Raw genomic sequence first — 15,434 nt, 5'->3', positions numbered from 1 at the left:
GGTGGGGACTTGGGAGGCGGGACTATTTGATGCCGGTGGTGGCGATGCCCTTTATGAGGAACCGCTGGCCGAAGAGGAACACCAAGAAGACGGGCAGCAGCGACACGATGGACATGGCGAACAAGGACCCCCAGCTGGTGGCTGACTGCGAATCCACGAACGCACGCAGCGCCACCGGAACGGTAAACATATCCGGGTCCGTGAGGTAGATCAGGGCACCGAAGAAGTCGTTCCAGGTCCAGATAAACGTGAAGATGGTGGTGGTGGCCAGTGCGGGCACCATCAGCGGCAAAATCACGCGCAGGAAGATCCGGGGGTGGCCGGCGCCGTCGATCCGGGCGGCCTCATCGAGTTCGCGCGGGATGCCGCGGATGAACTGCACCATCAGGAAAACGAAGAAGGCGTCGGTAGCCAGCAGTTTGGGCACCAGCAGCGGCCAGAACGTGTTAACCCACCCGATCTGGGAAAACAGGATGTACTGCGGCACGATGACCACGTGGAACGGCAGCATGATGGTCAGCAGCATAATGCCGAAGAACAGCTTCTTGCCGGTGAACTGCAGCCGGGCAAAGGCATAGGCGGCCATGGAACAGGAGACCAGGTTGCCCAGGATCGAGCCGATCACCACGATGGCCGAGTTGAGCATGTAGTGGCCGAACGGGTGGGTCAGGGCTGACCAGCCGGAGGTGTAATTGCTCATTTCCAGGCTGTTCAGCCACAGGCCGGGCTCGCGGAAGATGAGTTCGTTGGGACGCAGGGAGGAGACCACCATCCACAGCAGCGGGTAGATCATCAATCCACCGGCCAGGATCAGGATGGCGTGCTTCATCAGCGCCTTGCCGCGCTGGGCCCGGCTGAAGGACAGGGTTCCCCGGGACTCGCGGACCCTGGGCTTGCGGTTCGTAGGCTTGCCGTCACCCGCGGACTTGCCAGTGGTGGGCAGCGTCTGAAGCTTAGTCGTCATAGAAAACCCAATACTTAGAAGCGATGAAGTTGATGGCGGTGAAGACACCGATGATGAGCAGCAGCACCCAGGCCATGGCGGACGCGTAGCCCATGTCGAACTGGCCGAAGCCCTTCTGGTACAGGTACAGCGTGAAGAACATGGTGGAGTCCGACGGGCCGCCGTTGCCGCCGGAGACGATGAACGCCTGGGTGAACGACTGGAAGGACCCAATGATCTGCAGCACCAGATTGAAGAAGATGATCGGGCTCAGCATCGGCATGGTGATCCGCCAGAACTGCTGCAGCGTGCTGGCACCGTCCACCTTTGCGGCCTCGTAGTACATGGTGGGGATTTGCCGCAGGCCCGCCAGGAAGATGATCATGGGCGCCCCGAAGGTCCACACATGCAGCAGGATGATGGAGCCCAAAGCGGTGCTCGGGTCCGAAATCCATCCGGGCCCCTGGATCCCGAACATCGCAAGCACCTGGTTGACGAGTCCGGTGGTACCGAAGATCTGCTTCCACAGGATGGCCACGGCCACCGAGCCGCCCAGCAGCGACGGCAGGTAGAACACCGAACGGTAGAACGGAAGACCTCGGAGGCCCTTGTCCAGGACGAGGGCAATCAGCAGCGCCACCGCCAGCTGCAGCGGCACGCCAATGAAAACGTACGTAAAAGTCACCCGCAGCGAGTTGTGCAGCCGGGCATCACTGAGCATCCGCGTGAAGTTGTCCAGCCCGGTCCACTCCGGGGGCTGCAGCAGGTTGTAATCGGTGAAGGAGAGGTAGAGGGACATCAGCATGGGACCGATGGTGATCGCCACCAGGCCCACCAGCCACGGAAGCAGGAAGATGTAGGCGGCCTTGTTGTCCCGCCTGTTGGCCTTCTTTTCTTCAGGAGTGGCCCTGCCTTTCCTGCGGCTCAGCGAGGACAGTTCACTGATGGCGCTCACCGGAGCTCCTTCCTGCGGTACGCCGGGCCTGCTGCGGCCGGCCAGGCCGGACGCAGTGCCCTGGGAATGTGTTTTGCGGCCATGTGGTCTCCTTTGGTCATCGTGGCCTCCACGTTGCGGTCATCGCCAGGCGATGCGGGGTCCGGCACCTTCCGGCGCAGCAGCCTGCCGATACCCTTCCGGGAGATTCAGCAGTGCGGCGGCCGGGTACCGGTGAAAATTGCGGCTCCGTACCAAAGTAAACGCTTTCTTGACTCCTGTATAGCCCTTTGTTAGTTTTGAGAAAACGCTTTCTGTTGCCCGGGTCATGCCGGTTCAAACTACAAGCCAAGGGGCGCAACAATGAAGTTCGGTCTCAAGAAATCCGTCATGGGCGTCACCGGCGCCGCCGCCGCGCTGGCCCTGGTCCTGACCGGCTGCGGCAGCAGCCCGCAGGCAGGAAAGGTGGGGACGGCCGAAGATCCGGTGACCATCCGCTTCGCCTGGTGGGGCAACGATTCCAGGGCCAAGACCACCATGGAGGTCATCAAGGCCTTCGAGGCAGCCAATCCCGGTATTAGGGTGCAGGGCGAAAACACCGAATACAGCTCGTACTGGGACAAGATGGCCACCCAGATCGCGGGCGGGACCACCCCGGACGTGATCGCCATGAGCGGCGCCTATCCCAGTGAGTACGCCAGCCGCGGTGTCCTCCTGGACCTGGACAAGGTGAAGGACCAGATCGACACCTCAAAGTTCGCGGAAGGAACCGTGGACCTGGGCAAGATCGACGGTACGCAGTACACCATCACCGCGGGCGTCAACTCCATGTCCATGGTCCTCGACCCGAAGGTCTTCGAGGCCGCGGGTGTGGCCATGCCTGATGACGAGACCTGGACCTGGGACGACTACGCGAGGATCGCCGCCGACATCACCCAGAAGTCGCCCGCCGGAACCTTCGGCACTACCCCGATGGCCAACGACTCCTTCCTGGCCGTCTGGGCCCGCCAGAACGGTGAAGAGCTTTACACGGACGACGGGAAGAAAATGGGCATCAGCGAGGACACCCTCTCCCGCTGGTTCGAGCTCAACAAGAAGCTCATGGACACCGGCGGCGCCCCTTCCGCATCACAGACCGTGGAGGACGGCTCCGCGCAGCCGGAGCTGACCCTGATGGGGCAGGGCAAGCAGGGCATGAAGATCTCCTGGAGCAACCAGATGACGTCCTACTCGGGGGCGCCGCTGGTCATGGCCAAGCTGCCCGGCGAAAGCAGGCAACCCGGCGCCTGGCTGCGGTCCTCCATGGAATACGCCATCTCATCCAAATCCAAACAGCCCAAGGAAGCGGCGCTCTTCATCAACTACCTGGTCAACACCATGGACGCAGCGGCCAAGATCAAGAGCGACCGCGGCATGCCCGCCAACACGGAGCTCAAGGCCGGCATCACTCCCCTGCTGAAGGAAACCCAGCAGAAGGAGGCGGCCTACCTGGACCGCATCGCCGCGATGAAGGTCGGGGCCCCCAAGCCGTTCCCGGCCGGGTCCTCCGCGACCATGGAAGTTTTGAACCGTTACAACACGGATGTACTCTTCGGAAAGATCTCGCCGCGCGACGCCGCGAAAGGCATGATCTCCGAGGTCAACCAAAACCTCACCTGACCCCCGCCGCACCACGCATACCTCATCGAAAGGAGGCAGGCAGATGACCCAGGCACCCCGCCCCAGCGCCATTCCGGGCTATGACGACTGGCCTGCCTACGTCCGCCGGCATCCCCGCCACCAGGCCTCCCATGCACCTGGGCAGGAGCTTTCGGACGCACTCGACGTGCCCGGGCTGTCTGCACCTTCCGCGGTAACGGTGCATTGGGAGGAGACGTACGACGGCGCCACCACCTCCCAGCTCAGCTGGCAGTTGGGATTCGGACCCCGCAGCACGGGCTGGCTGGTCCGCCCGGCCGGAGGTACCGGCCCCCTTCCCGGCATCCTCGCACTGCACTGCCATGGCGGAAACAAGTTCGGCGGCGCCGACCGCCTGGTCGACCTTCCGGAGGCGCACCCGTCGGCCGCTGCTGCCCGCGCGGGCCACTACGACGGCCGGGCACTGGCCACGGACATCGCACGCCGCGGTTTTGCGGTCCTGGCACACGACTCGTTTGCCTGGGGCAGCCGCAGGTTCGACCTTTCCACGCCGCCCTGGCGGACGGGCGCCGCAGCAGCGGCGAGACAGGCACAGTGGCGGGAGGACGGCGTCGTACCTTCGGATGCAGACGAATACAACGCCGCGGCAGCCTTCCACGAGGACACCGTTGCCAAGGCCGCCGGCCTGCTGGGCACCAGCCTGGCAGGAATGGTGGCCCACGACGACCTCGCCGCGCTGGACATCCTGGCAGCGCTCCCCGGCGTGGACAGCGGGCGCCTCGGCTGCATCGGGTTCTCCGGTGGCGGCGGCCGGTCCCTCGCCCTCGCCGCCCTCAGCCCCCGGGTCCGCGCCGCCGTGGTGGCGTGCATGATGACCACCTTCGAATCGCTCCTTCCCGCCTACCTCGACGCACACTCCTGGCTGCTGCAGACCCCCGGGCTGTGGAAGCTGGGCGACTGGCCGGAACTCACGGGCAAGTCGGCCGCCGCCCGGTTCCTGGTCCAGTACGCCCTGGCCGACGAGCTCTTTCCGGAAGACGGCATGCGCACGGCGCACCGGCTTCTGGAAGCCCTTCACAGCGGCACGGACACGTACACCGGCAGGTTCTGGCCCGGCGGCCACATCTTCACTGCCGGCATGCAGGATGAAGCCATCGATTTCCTGGCCGAAACCCTGGCCGCCTGACCCCCTTTCCACCAGCTCCCCAAGGACCACCGTGACCACACAGTCCTCCGCCGCCGCGGACGCACCACACCAGCAGCCCGCCTCCACCGCCGTCCCGCGGATTGCCCTGGTGGGTGTGCACGGGTTCGGTGAACGCCACCTCGCCAACCTTGCCCGGCTCGAAAAGGCCGGCGCCCTGGATCTGGCAGCCGTCGCCGATCCCAACCCGCCCCTGCCCGGCACTTTGGCGGGCACTGTTGCGGTGTTCCCAGGCCTGGACGGGCTGCTGGCCGCGGACCCTGGCGTCGACGTCGTCATCATCGCCACGCCCATCCAGACCCATGCGCCGCTGGCCCTCGCCGCGCTGGCGGCGGGCAAGGACGTCTACGTCGAGAAGCCCCCGGTGGCTTCCCTCGCCCAGTTCGAAGAAGTCCTCGCCGCTGCCAAAGACAGCGGACGGCTGGTCCAGGTGGGTTTCCAGAGCCTGGGCTCCCACGCCCTGCCCGCCATCCACAGCCTGGTTGCCGGCGGGGAGATCGGGACCGTGCTTGGCCTGAGCGCCACGGGACAGTGGTTGCGGACCAAGGCCTACTTCAAGCGCTCACGCTGGGCCGGAAGGCGCAGCCTGGACGGAACCGACGTCGTGGACGGCGTGGCAACCAACGCACTCGCCCATGCCGTGGCAACGGGCCTCCACCTGGCCGGTGCACACACCTTGGCGGATGTCGCATCCGTTGAGACGGACCTGTACCGGGCGAACGACACCGAAAGCGATGACACCTCGGTCCTGCGGGTGCGAACGGCCCGGGGAGCCACGCTGCTGTGCGCCCTCACCCTCTGTGCACCCGGGCAGCTGGACCCCACGGTCACGGTGCACGGCACCCTGGGCGACATCACCCTCTCGTACACGAAGGACGAGGTAACCATCACCACCCCCGACGGCGAGCGCCGGGAGGCGTACGGCCGCACCGACCTGCTCGAGAACCTATTGGCTGCCCGCGCCACGGGGGCGCCGCTGCTGGCCGGCCTGGAGGACACCGGAGCCTTCACCGCCGTCCTGGAAGCCATCAGGACATCGCCCGCGCCTGCCCCGATCGATTCCGCCTACCTGACGTGGGAGGGCGAAGGCGACGGCGCCCACCCGGTGGTCCGGGGCATCTCCGACCTCATGGAGCGCGCCATTAAGGCGGAGGCCACGTTCGCCGAACTCGGCGTCCCCTGGGCCCGCCCCCTTCCGCCGGTCCGGACACTGACCGTAGACGGCCGCTCCGTTGCGGACTACCAGGACGGCAACCACATCCGCGCGGTCTCCTCCCCCCGCCCCTACCTCCACCCCGTCCGCACCCTGGGCGGAACCGTGGTCACAGACCACATGCCGCTGGACCATGTGTGGCACCTCGGCGCCGGCGTTGCCCTCCAGGACGTGGACGGCGTGAACTTCTGGGGCGGCCGCACCTACACCAGGGACGCCGGACGCTACATCTGGCGCCCGGACCACGGCAGCATCGCCGTCACCAGCACCGTGACCGAGGAGAACGACGCCGTGGACGGCCGGGAGGGCCGGCTGCAGGAGGACCTCGTCTGGAGCGGCCCGGACGGTTCGCCCGTCCTGGTGGAGGAACGCACCTGGGCGTGGGCCGGCGTCGCGCCGTCCACCTGGCGCCTGTCGCTGGACTTTGCGCTGTCGCCTGCGGGAGACCACCCGGTCAGCCTGGGCAGCCCCGGATCCAACGGCCGCTTTGAGGGCGGCTACGGCGGATTCTTCTGGCGCCTGCCAGGTTGCCGGGACGCCACGGTGTGGACGCCGGCGGGCAGCGGCGAAGCAGGGACCCACGGCAGCGTCACCCGCTGGCTCGCCTGGTCAGGACAGTTCGACGGCGGCCCAGCCACCCTGGTCTTCGTTGCTCCGGAAGGCTCAACCGACCCGTGGTTTGTCCGGGTGGACGGCTACCCGGGCGTGGGCCAGTCGCTGGCCTGGGACACTCCCGTCATCGCAGCGCCGGGCAGTCCGGTCCGGCGCAGCATCACCGTTTTCGTGGCCGACGGATTCCTGGCCACACCCGACATCGAAGCACTGCTCAACCACCAGGGGGACCCGTCATGACACAGGCAACAACCGCAGCCGCCCCTCTGCAGGAGGCGCGCCTGGCTCCGGGATCACGGACGGACCGGGCCATCAAGCGCCGGCGGGTGCTGGACATCCTGGATGCCGCCGGCCGCGATTCCCTGCTCCTGACCTCCAATACGGCCCTGACCTGGTACCTGGACGGCAGCCGCGTCCACATCAGCCTGGCCGGGGATCCCATCGCCGCCCTGCTGGTGGACCGCAGCGGCGACCACCTGGTGACGTTCAACAACGAAGCCGGCAGGATCGCGGCCGAGGAGCTTCCCGCGCAGGTCAACCTGCACACCGTGCCCTGGTACGGCAACCTGCACCAGGCCGCGGCCGCCATCGGGACCAGCACGCAGCCTCCGCTGGCCGAAGCGGAGGCCGCCACTGAACTGCGCGCCGCGCGCCAGCAGCTCCTGCCCGCGGAAAGTGCCCGCTACTCCCTGCTCAGCGCCGAACTGGCCGCCATCCTGACGGACGTCCTGTCCGCCGCCCGGCCGGACACCACGGAATTCGGCCTGGTTTCGGCGCTGGCCGCCCGCGTGGTGGCCGCCGGCGCGGAACCGCTGGTACTCCTGTGCAACGGCAGCTCCCGCAGCGCCTTCCGGCATCCCTTGGCCACGCACTCCCCGCTGGGCAGGCGCGCCATGGCCGTAGTCTGCGCCCGGCGGGACGGCCTGGTTGCCAACATCACCCGATGGGCGAGGTTCGACGCCAGCACCCCGGAAGAGCGCGACGCCGAGGCGCGCATCGCGGCCGTGGAGGCGGACATTTTCGACGCGACTGTCCCCGGCGCACGGCTGGACCGGATCTTCGCAGAGATCCAGGCCGCCTACGTCCGGCACGGCTTCGGGGCGGACCAGTGGGAGCAACACCACCAGGGCGGTCCGGCCGGCTATGCGGGACGCGATCCGCGGGTCACCTCGAGTGCCACCGATGCCGTGGTGCTGGACCAGGCCTTCACCTGGAACCCCACCGGCCCCGGGGTCAAGATCGAGGACACGGTGCAGCTCACCGATTCCGGGCTGCGCATCCTGACCGTGGACCCGCGCTGGCCGGTGACCACGGTCAACGGCCTGGCCCGGCCGGTCACGCTGCAGCTGTAACAAAGGTGGCAGGCAAGTACCCCGGAGCCGACCGGCTCCGGGGTTTTCTCCGTCTGACGCCCGCTATCGACGCGCAAATTCACTGTCGACCCGCGCGTACCCTAACGCACCCCATATTTGGGCGCGTCCGGGAATCTGCGCGTCGAAGGAAAATTTGCGCGTCGCCAGGAGCCGCGGCAACAACTGCGGGAGCGTTTGTGCTCGTCCCGTATTCGGTGAGAGAGCGTGTTACGGAAGCACCAGTTCCCCGTCCACCCGCCGCGGGATACCCAGCGGGTTGTCCTCGCGCAGCGCCGGGTGCAGGACGTCCTCCGGGGCGTCCTGGTAGGCGACCGGACGCTGGAACCGGCGGACCGCCGTCGCGCCGACCGAGGTGAACAGGGACGTGGTGGCGGGGTAGGGGCCGCCGTGCTGCTGCGCCCAGTTGACGGCTACCCCGGTGGGCCAGCCCTCGAAGAGGACGCGTCCGGCCAGCCCGGACAGCTGCTCCACCAGGCCCGCGATGTCTTCACCGGGCTGGGCGTGCAGGGTGGCGGTGAGGCTTCCCGGGACCTTTGCCAGGACGGCGGAAAGCTGGTCCTGGTCCGCGTACTCGATAAGGATGGTGGTGGGTCCGAAGCATTCCTCCAGCAGCTGCTCCGGGCGTTCCAGGACCTTCCCGGCCGTGGTGGAGAAGACCACCGGCGCCGCTCCGTTGGCAACGGCGTCCTGCTCCACGCTGCCGCTGACCACGTCAACGCCGTCCACCGCGGCAAAGCTGCGCAGGCCGTGCGGGTAGGCTTCCGCGATGCGGCTGGTCAGCATGCCGTGGGCCGGTTTGTCTTTGCTGGCCGCGGCAACTTCGGCGGCGAACTGCGTCCCGGCGGGGATGAACACCAGGCCCGGCTTGGTGCAGAACTGCCCAGCGCCGAGGGTGAAGGACCCGGCAAGGCCCGCGGCGAGCTCTCCCGGGCGGGCCTGCAGTGCAGCGGCCGTGATGACCACAGGGTTGAGGCTGCCCAGTTCGCCGTAGAACGGGATGGGATCGGGCCGGGAGGTGGCGAGGTCGAACAGGGCGCGGCCGCCGGGGATGGAGCCGGTGAAGAGCACGGCTTTGATGGCCGAATCCTGGACCAGTGCGGTGCCCACTTCGCGGCCGTGGACCAGGGCGAAGATACCTTCGGGTGCTCCCGCGCCGCGGAGTGCCTCTGCCACGATCTCCGCGGTCCGCTCGGAGAGCCGCAGGTGGCCGGAGTGGGCCTTCACGATGACGGAGCAGCCCACGGCGAGGGCCGAGGCGGTGTCGCCGCCGGCAACAGAGAAGGCGAATGGGAAATTCGATGCGGAGAAGACGGCCACGGGGCCGATGGGCTTGAGGATCCGGCGGAGGTCCGGCCGGGGCGGGGTGGCGGCCGGATCCGCGTGGTCGATGATGGCTTCCAGGTAGGAGCCCTCGGTGATCACGCGGGCGAACAGCCGCAGCTGGCCGGTGGTGCGTGCCACCTCGCCGGTGAGCCGCGTGGCGCCAAGGCTTGTCTCGGAATCGGCGATCTCCACCAGTTCACTGGCGTGGGCGTCCAGGGCGTCGGCGACGGCGGTCAGCCAGACCGCGCGTTCGGCGTCGGAGGCAGCCGCGGCGATTTTGGCTGCCGAGGTGGCGGCGGCGGTGAGTTCGGTCAGGGAAAGCGTTGCAGTTGTCACGTCAGGTACCTGTTCTTGTCTCGGGGTTCTTGGTCACAGCCCGTCCTTAAAGCGGAAACCCAGCCCGGGCCGGTCCGCCAGGGTGACCCTGCTGGAGGTGAACCGCACCGGCGGCGGCCCGGCCAGGATGCCCAGCTGCTCGAACGACGCGTCTTCAACGTCCTCCACCAGGGTGGGCTCGGCCAGGGTCAGGGCCAGCTGTCCTGACAGTTCGGGCAGCAGGTGCGGCATCACCCTGATGCTGTTGGTCCGCGCCAGCTCCACGATCCGCCGGAAGGGGGTGATGCCGCCGACCCTGATGATGTTCGGCTGGATAATGTCCACTGCTTCCGCCTCAATGAAATCGCGGAACCGGTAGATGGTGTGGAGGTTTTCGCCAAGGGCGATGGGTACCGGTGAATGTTTCCGGAGCCGCCGGTAGGCCCACAGGTCGTCGGCCCGGAGGGGTTCCTCAAGCCAGTCAAGGCCGAATTCGGACAGGACGTCCAGGGCCCGGAAGGTGGCCGGCAGGTCCCAGCGCTGGTTGGCGTCAATCATGAGCCTGCGGTGCGGGCCCAGGACGGAGCGGACGGCCTGCACGCGTTCGTAGTCTTCGCGGAGGTCCGGCTTGCCCACCTTGATCTTCACCGCCTGGTGGCCTGCGGCAACCCAGCGTTCAGCCTGCGCCACCAGCTCCTCCAGCGTGTAGTGCAGGTTCACCCCGGACCCGTACACCTCGGCGGATTCCTGCCGCCGGCCGATGAGGCCGGTGACGGAGGTGCCGGCCCGGGTGGCCTGCAGGTCCCAGAGCGCCAGGTCCACGCCCGCCATAGCGATGGTGGTGAGTCCCCCGCCGCCGGCCTCGTGGAGCCGCTTCCACAGCGCGTCCCATACTGCCTCCGGCGACGCGGGCAGTCCCGTGATGAACGGGGCGATGTCGTAGTCCAGCAGCGCCTTGGCGGCCTGCGGGCCGATCGTGGGTGTCCAGGAGAACCCGTAGCCCGTGCCGCCGTCGTCCGTATGGACCTCGGTGGCGATCACGTGGTTCTCCGGTGCCTCCGCACCCCAGGACCTGCGCAGTGGAACTGTCAGGAGCCGGGTGGACAGGCCGGTGATGCTGGGAACAGTCCGCACAGCCTGGGCCGCCGGCGCGCTCATCAGTGGCCGGCCAGCTCGTAGCCCTTGGCCAGGATGGCCTTCAGTTCCACGAGCTGCTCTTCCGTGGGGTCGACCAGCGGCGGCCGGACGGATCCCACCGGCAGTCCGGCCAGGCGCAGTCCGGCCTTGATCAGGGAAACGCCAAAACCGGGGGTCTGGTCGCGGAGGCGGACCAGCGGCGCGTAGAAGCCCTCGAGCAGTGCGTTGCGGCGGTCCTCGTCCCCCGCGGTGTAGGCGTCGTAGTAGGCCTTGGCGATTTCGGGCGCCATGGCGAACGCGGCCGAGGAGTAGAGCGGGATGCCCAGTCCCCGGTAGGCGCCCTGGGTCAGTTCGGCGGTGAGCAGGCCGTTGAAGAAGGCGAAGTCGGTCCGGCCGGCGGCGTGGACCGCCGTGACGATTTCCTGGGCCAGGCCAACGTCGCCCAGGCCGTCCTTGAAGCCGATGACCTTGGGGTTGCCGGCGAGTTTGGCCATGGACGCGGCGGTGAACTTTGCGTTGCCGCGGTGGTAGACGATGACCGGCAGGCTGCTGGCGCCGGCAACAGCCTCGATGTAGGCCACCAGCCCGTCCGTAGGACCGGTCACCAGGTAGGGCGGCAGCACCAGGAGGGCGTCCGCGCCGGCTTCTTCAGCAGCTTTGGCCGCGGCAAGGGCGTGGCCCAGGGGTCCGCCGGCGCCGGCCACCACGGGCACTTTTCCTGCGACGACCTCGACGGCGGCGGCCACCACGGTGCGGACTTCATCGATGCTGAGGGCATGGAATTCGCCGGTGCCGCAGGCGGGGAACACACCGCCGGGACCAAAGGGCAGCCGGGAGCTGATGTGTTCCTTGAGCAGTTCCACGTCGACGGAGCCTTCGGCCGTGAACGGGGTGACGGGGAAGAAGAGTACGCCGTCGAATTTCATGATGTCTCCTTGCCTCCGCCGCCGGCGGTGACCAGCGGCAGGGCCTCGTCGTTGAGGGTGTGGTTGGACTTGAGTTCGGTGCGCCAGGTGCGCCTGGGCTGCCAGCCGAGCAGTTCCCGGGCCTTGGCAATCGAGAACGCCGGGCTGGTGCCGGTGAGGCCGGCGCTGAGCGCCTCGCTTCCCGGCAGGAACCGGGGCATCAGTTCCGCTAGGGGTGCCGTGGCAAGGGCGTCGGCTGCCCCGACGAAGAAGGTTTCCCCGTTGGGAATGTCCCCCATCCGCTGCAGGAGCAGGTCCAGGAAGTCCGCCACATCCCGCGCGTCCACGTAGTTGAACAGTGCCGGCGCGGAGAGGGCGGGGTCGGCCAGCCGTTCGGCGAGCGTGTGGCCCTGCTGGGTGGGGGCACCGTCCCATTCCTCGGGCGAGATCACGAAGCAGGGGCGGAACGCCGCATAGCGGATCTTTTCCCCCTGGGCGGCGGCGAACATCTGCACGGTCTGTTCGGCGATGAGCTTGGACAGGGCGTAGGCGTTCCAGGGCTTGGGCGGGGTGCGTTCGTCCAGCGGGAACGACGGCGGCAGCCAGCCCGCGGGACAGCCGTAGCCCAGGACGGTGGGGCTGCTGGCGGTGACGATTTTTGGCACGCCCAGCTCCGTGGCAGCGCTGATGACGGCGAAGGCAAGCCGCGTGTTGGTGCCGAAAATGACGTCCTCCGGCGCGCTGAACGGCACGGCGATCGCCGCGAGGTGGATGACGGCGTCGGGCCTTACTGCCCCGATCAGCCGGGCAGCCTCCCCGGGCGCCAGGAGGTCCGCGGTTTCCTGGACGACGCCGGCCGGCAGAAGTCCGGCGGGCACCGCCTCGCGGTCAACCGAGACCACCTCGTGGCCTGCGAGGGCCAGTCCCGCCACCACGCTGCGGCCCAGGCGGCCCGAGCCACCGGTGACGAATATCCTGCTCATGTTTTTTCCTTACTTGCCGCGGCGCAGGTCGACGCCGAGGTCCAGGTCCTCGACGCGGACGGGCAGGGAGGTTTCGAGCGACCTGTTGCCGGCGATGCCCACGGAAACGGACCGCAGGCCGTCCAGGTAGCCGGAAGGACGGCCCAGCGGATCCTCGCCGGGGCCGTTGAACAGGTCCGAGAGCAGCAGTTCGTCGCCGCCGCCGTGGCCGCCTTCGCCGTTGACGATCGGCACCTCGTAGGCGGCCTCCCAGTGGCGCTGGACCACCAGGCGTTCACCGTTGCGGCGTACTGCGTCTTCTTCCTCCACCGGCGTCGCGCTGGGATCCACCACAGTCTTCCGGTCAGTGCTGTGCAGGACCGCGGCGCGTTCCACCACTTCCAGCTCTGCACGCCCCTCGGTACCGTTGACTGCCACGCGGTAGCCTTCCCAGGGGCTGTGGGCGTTCAGCGAGTAGCTCAGTCGCGGGCCGCCCTGGTACTCCACAACGAGGGCGAGGTTGTCCTCGATGGTGATGCCGGCGGTGAAGACGTCCTGGTCGCGGCGGTAACCGTCGTAGTGCTCGTTGTCGAGGAAGAGGGCCTTGAGCCGCTCATCCTCCCTGAGGTCCAGCGCGAAGGGGTCCTTATCGCCGGCGGGGGCATCGGCGTCGGGCGTCCCGCGTTCAGGGCGGGGGCCCAGGCCGCGCTCGGCGGCGTTCCTGTCGCCGTAGAACTTCAGGCCGCCGGAGGCAAAGACCCGTTCGGGGACGTCGTCGATCCACCAGTTGACCAGGTCGAAGTGGTGGGAAGCCTTGTGGATCAGCAGGCCGCCGGAGTTTTTCTTCTCCCGGTGCCAGCGGCGGAAGTAGTCCGCGCCGTGGACGGTGTCCAGGACCCAACTGAAGTCGATGGAGGTCACTTTGCCGATCACGCCGCTCTGGATGATTTCCTTCAGCGCACTGTTGCGCGGCGAGTAGCGGTAGTTGAAGGTCACCACCACGTTCCGGCCGGTTGCATGGACGGCCTGGACAATGCGACGGCAGCTTTCCGCGTCGATGGTCAGGGGTTTTTCCACGACGACGTCCGCCCCCGCCTGGAGTCCCTCCACGATGTAGTCGGCGTGGGTGTAGTCGGGCGTGGTGACGATAATGCGGTCGATGGCATTGGCCTGGACGAAGCTGGTGAGCTCCGCGGGGTCGAACGATGCCACAGGCCCCGGGGCGCCCAGCTCCTGGACGAGCTTCTGGTAGAACTCCACCCGCCCGGGGTTGACGTCGGAAAAGGCCACCAGCTCGGCCGTGTCCGCGTGCTTGCCGAAGATGGCACGGACGTACATCTCGGAGCGGCCGCCGGTGCCGATGAGGGCGATCCGGGCCTTTCCGTCCTTTCCGGGTGCGGCAAGTGGGGCGGCGGTGTCAGCGGCGGCGGTGCCGGTGTCGGAAGCAGCGGCGGCCGACGTGGTCTCGGCTGTGTTGACCATGGGGTCCCTTTCGAAAACTTGTGTTCCGCAGCGGGGTGCGGGGATTCGGCGGCGGCACTTTGCTGCACCATGCGAAGAGAGCTGAGAAAGCGTTTTCTCATTGCCCTATAGATGTTGTATCAACCCCTCGGCGTATCCGTCAACCATTTGCTGGCACGGAAGAAAGCGTTTTCCATGACATCCGTGCAAATCCGGATGCGCGGCTCCGGAAACCAGCAGGAAGCAGGGTAGAAATCGGTTTCCTGCTCCCGTATATGCTGTCTGTCAAAGCACCTGCCGTCCGGGCGCGGCTGCCGCGGTGACCAGTCTGTCGCGGCGGGACTGCCCGGCGGCGCAAACGAAGGGTTCCTTATGGCCAGGAAATCGGCAAGCGGCAGGATCGGCATCGCGGATGTCGCCGTGAAAGCGGGAGTTTCGCATGCAACGGTTTCACGCGTCATGAACGGGAACTTCACCGTGGATCCCGACATCGCGGCCCGGGTCCGTGCCGCCGCCGCGGAACTGAAGTACCAGCCCAACCCGGTGGGCCGCAGCCTGGCCCTGGGCAAAACGGACACTATCGGCATCGTGGTGCCGGACCTGGCCAACCCCACCTTCCAGGCGATCCTTCGCGGCCTGAGCAGGGCCGCCGCCCAGGACGGCTACCGGGTGCTCATTGCCGATTCCTTTGAAGTGTCCAGCGAGGAGTCGATCCTGGCGGGCGAAGCGAGGCGGCGGTGCGACGGGCTGGTCTTGTGCGCCCCCCGCATGACCGATGCGGAATTGGAGGAGATTGCCCCGTCGCTCCATCCCCTGGTGCTGATCAACCGCACCACGGCCGCCCCGGATGTCCCCAGCCTGGTGGTGGACTACGGCCAAGGCGTCCAGGACATCGCCGGGCACCTTGTGGAACTGGGCCACACACGCCTGGCCTTCCTCGCGGGACCGCCCCGCAGCGCTTCCAATGAAATGCGCCTCAAGGGCCTGGAAAACTTTAAGGCTGCCCATCCCGAGGTTGACGTGACCATGCTGGAAGGCGGGTCGGACTTCGATACCGGGCATGAAGCCGTTGATGCCGTGCTGGCCAGCGGCGCCACCGGAATCCTGGCCTTCAACGACCTGGTGGCCATGGGCCTGATGAGCGGGCTGCACGAGCGCGGCCTGGATGTCCCGGGTGACATTTCCGTCACCGGTTTCGACGACATTCCCTTCGCCAGGTATACGACGCCGGCACTCACCACCGCGGCCGTCCCCATCACCGAACTGGGCGAGCAGGCATGGCACCAGCTGCGCGCATTGATCCGGAAGGAAGGAAACGAGGCCCCTGGCAGCCGCTACCAGCCGCGGCTGGAAGTCCGGGCCAGCACCGGTCCGGTCAAGGCTCCGCGCAGCACTGTGCACGGCTAAGCAGTCG

At 67.5% G+C, this 15,434-nt stretch carries 12 protein-coding genes; 5 read left to right on the top strand and 7 right to left on the bottom strand.

Annotation, left to right across the window (positions count from 1 at the left end):
* Window positions 1–22: 22 nt before the first annotated feature.
* Together PUN71_RS00395 and PUN71_RS00390 are read right to left on the bottom strand one after the other, a co-directional pair.
* On the bottom strand, window positions 23–964 hold the full coding sequence (locus tag PUN71_RS00395) for a carbohydrate ABC transporter permease (RefSeq protein ID WP_277796923.1): 942 nt from the start codon (window positions 962–964) through the stop codon (window positions 23–25).
* Window positions 954–1,898: a carbohydrate ABC transporter permease gene (locus PUN71_RS00390; protein WP_043452421.1), complete on the bottom strand. Its 945-nt coding sequence runs from the start codon at window positions 1,896–1,898 to the stop codon at window positions 954–956. The genes PUN71_RS00395 and PUN71_RS00390 overlap by 11 nt, the downstream gene beginning before the upstream one ends.
* A gap of 342 nt (window positions 1,899–2,240) precedes the next feature.
* Between PUN71_RS00390 and PUN71_RS00385 the strand changes: the two genes are divergently transcribed.
* The 4 genes from PUN71_RS00385 to PUN71_RS00370 are packed head-to-tail and all read left to right on the top strand — an operon-like array spanning window position 2,241 to window position 7,896.
* Window positions 2,241–3,536: an ABC transporter substrate-binding protein gene (locus PUN71_RS00385; RefSeq protein WP_277796922.1), complete on the top strand. Its 1,296-nt coding sequence runs from the start codon at window positions 2,241–2,243 to the stop codon at window positions 3,534–3,536.
* 43 nt (window positions 3,537–3,579) lie between these two features.
* Complete coding sequence (locus tag PUN71_RS00380) at window positions 3,580–4,701, top strand: acetylxylan esterase (RefSeq protein WP_277796921.1); 1,122 nt, start codon at window positions 3,580–3,582, stop codon at window positions 4,699–4,701.
* 31 nt (window positions 4,702–4,732) lie between these two features.
* Entirely contained in the window at window positions 4,733–6,784 is a 2,052-nt protein-coding gene (locus PUN71_RS00375; RefSeq protein ID WP_277796920.1) for a DUF6807 family protein, read from the top strand.
* A complete protein-coding gene (locus tag PUN71_RS00370; RefSeq protein ID WP_277796919.1) occupies window positions 6,781–7,896 on the top strand; it encodes a M24 family metallopeptidase in 1,116 nt (371 codons plus the stop codon). The genes PUN71_RS00375 and PUN71_RS00370 overlap by 4 nt, the downstream gene beginning before the upstream one ends.
* A gap of 228 nt (window positions 7,897–8,124) precedes the next feature.
* Here the strand turns inward: PUN71_RS00370 and PUN71_RS00365 are convergent, their stop codons facing one another.
* Genes PUN71_RS00365 through PUN71_RS00345 form a run of 5 tightly spaced genes read right to left on the bottom strand, consistent with a single transcriptional unit; the run spans window position 8,125 to window position 14,041 of the window.
* Window positions 8,125–9,576, bottom strand: coding sequence for an aldehyde dehydrogenase (NADP(+)) (locus PUN71_RS00365; protein ID WP_277796918.1), 1,452 nt, complete (start codon window positions 9,574–9,576; stop codon window positions 8,125–8,127).
* Window positions 9,577–9,609: 33 nt separating this feature from the next.
* On the bottom strand, window positions 9,610–10,713 hold the full coding sequence (locus PUN71_RS00360) for a mandelate racemase/muconate lactonizing enzyme family protein (RefSeq protein ID WP_277796917.1): 1,104 nt from the start codon (window positions 10,711–10,713) through the stop codon (window positions 9,610–9,612).
* A complete protein-coding gene (locus PUN71_RS00355) occupies window positions 10,713–11,618 on the bottom strand; it encodes a 5-dehydro-4-deoxyglucarate dehydratase (protein ID WP_043452425.1) in 906 nt (301 codons plus the stop codon). Before PUN71_RS00355 ends, PUN71_RS00360 begins: the two co-directional genes overlap by 1 nt.
* Window positions 11,615–12,580: an NAD-dependent epimerase/dehydratase family protein gene (locus PUN71_RS00350; RefSeq protein ID WP_277796916.1), complete on the bottom strand. Its 966-nt coding sequence runs from the start codon at window positions 12,578–12,580 to the stop codon at window positions 11,615–11,617. The genes PUN71_RS00355 and PUN71_RS00350 overlap by 4 nt, the downstream gene beginning before the upstream one ends.
* A gap of 9 nt (window positions 12,581–12,589) precedes the next feature.
* Window positions 12,590–14,041, bottom strand: a complete 1,452-nt coding sequence (locus tag PUN71_RS00345) for a Gfo/Idh/MocA family protein (RefSeq protein ID WP_277796915.1) — start codon at window positions 14,039–14,041, stop codon at window positions 12,590–12,592.
* A 351-nt stretch (window positions 14,042–14,392) separates the two neighbouring features.
* Here PUN71_RS00345 and PUN71_RS00340 point away from each other — a divergent pair, with 351 nt between their 5' ends.
* Window positions 14,393–15,427 carry a LacI family DNA-binding transcriptional regulator gene (locus tag PUN71_RS00340; RefSeq protein ID WP_277796914.1) on the top strand — a complete coding sequence of 345 codons (1,035 nt, stop codon included), beginning with the start codon at window positions 14,393–14,395 and terminating at the stop codon, window positions 15,425–15,427.
* Window positions 15,428–15,434 lie beyond the last annotated feature (7 nt).

It is taken from the genome of Arthrobacter sp. NQ7 (assembly GCF_029581595.2).
In the GTDB taxonomy this organism is placed as follows: Bacteria; Actinomycetota; Actinomycetes; order Actinomycetales; family Micrococcaceae; genus Arthrobacter; species Arthrobacter phenanthrenivorans_B.
Note: the sequence above shows the minus strand (reverse complement) of the source record. Positions and strands in the feature narration are given on the sequence as shown.

Coding starts and splice junctions, on each gene's coding strand:
- PUN71_RS00395 (WP_277796923.1), bottom strand. CDS start 964: ATGACGACTAAGCTTCAGACGCTGCCCACCACTGGCAAGTCCGCGGGT.
- PUN71_RS00340 (WP_277796914.1), top strand. CDS start 14,393: ATGGCCAGGAAATCGGCAAGCGGCAGGATCGGCATCGCGGATGTCGCC.
- PUN71_RS00380 (WP_277796921.1), top strand. CDS start 3,580: ATGACCCAGGCACCCCGCCCCAGCGCCATTCCGGGCTATGACGACTGG.
- PUN71_RS00360 (WP_277796917.1), bottom strand. CDS start 10,713: ATGAGCGCGCCGGCGGCCCAGGCTGTGCGGACTGTTCCCAGCATCACC.
- PUN71_RS00345 (WP_277796915.1), bottom strand. CDS start 14,041: ATGGTCAACACAGCCGAGACCACGTCGGCCGCCGCTGCTTCCGACACC.
- PUN71_RS00355 (WP_043452425.1), bottom strand. CDS start 11,618: ATGAAATTCGACGGCGTACTCTTCTTCCCCGTCACCCCGTTCACGGCC.
- PUN71_RS00350 (WP_277796916.1), bottom strand. CDS start 12,580: ATGAGCAGGATATTCGTCACCGGTGGCTCGGGCCGCCTGGGCCGCAGC.
- PUN71_RS00370 (WP_277796919.1), top strand. CDS start 6,781: ATGACACAGGCAACAACCGCAGCCGCCCCTCTGCAGGAGGCGCGCCTG.
- PUN71_RS00385 (WP_277796922.1), top strand. CDS start 2,241: ATGAAGTTCGGTCTCAAGAAATCCGTCATGGGCGTCACCGGCGCCGCC.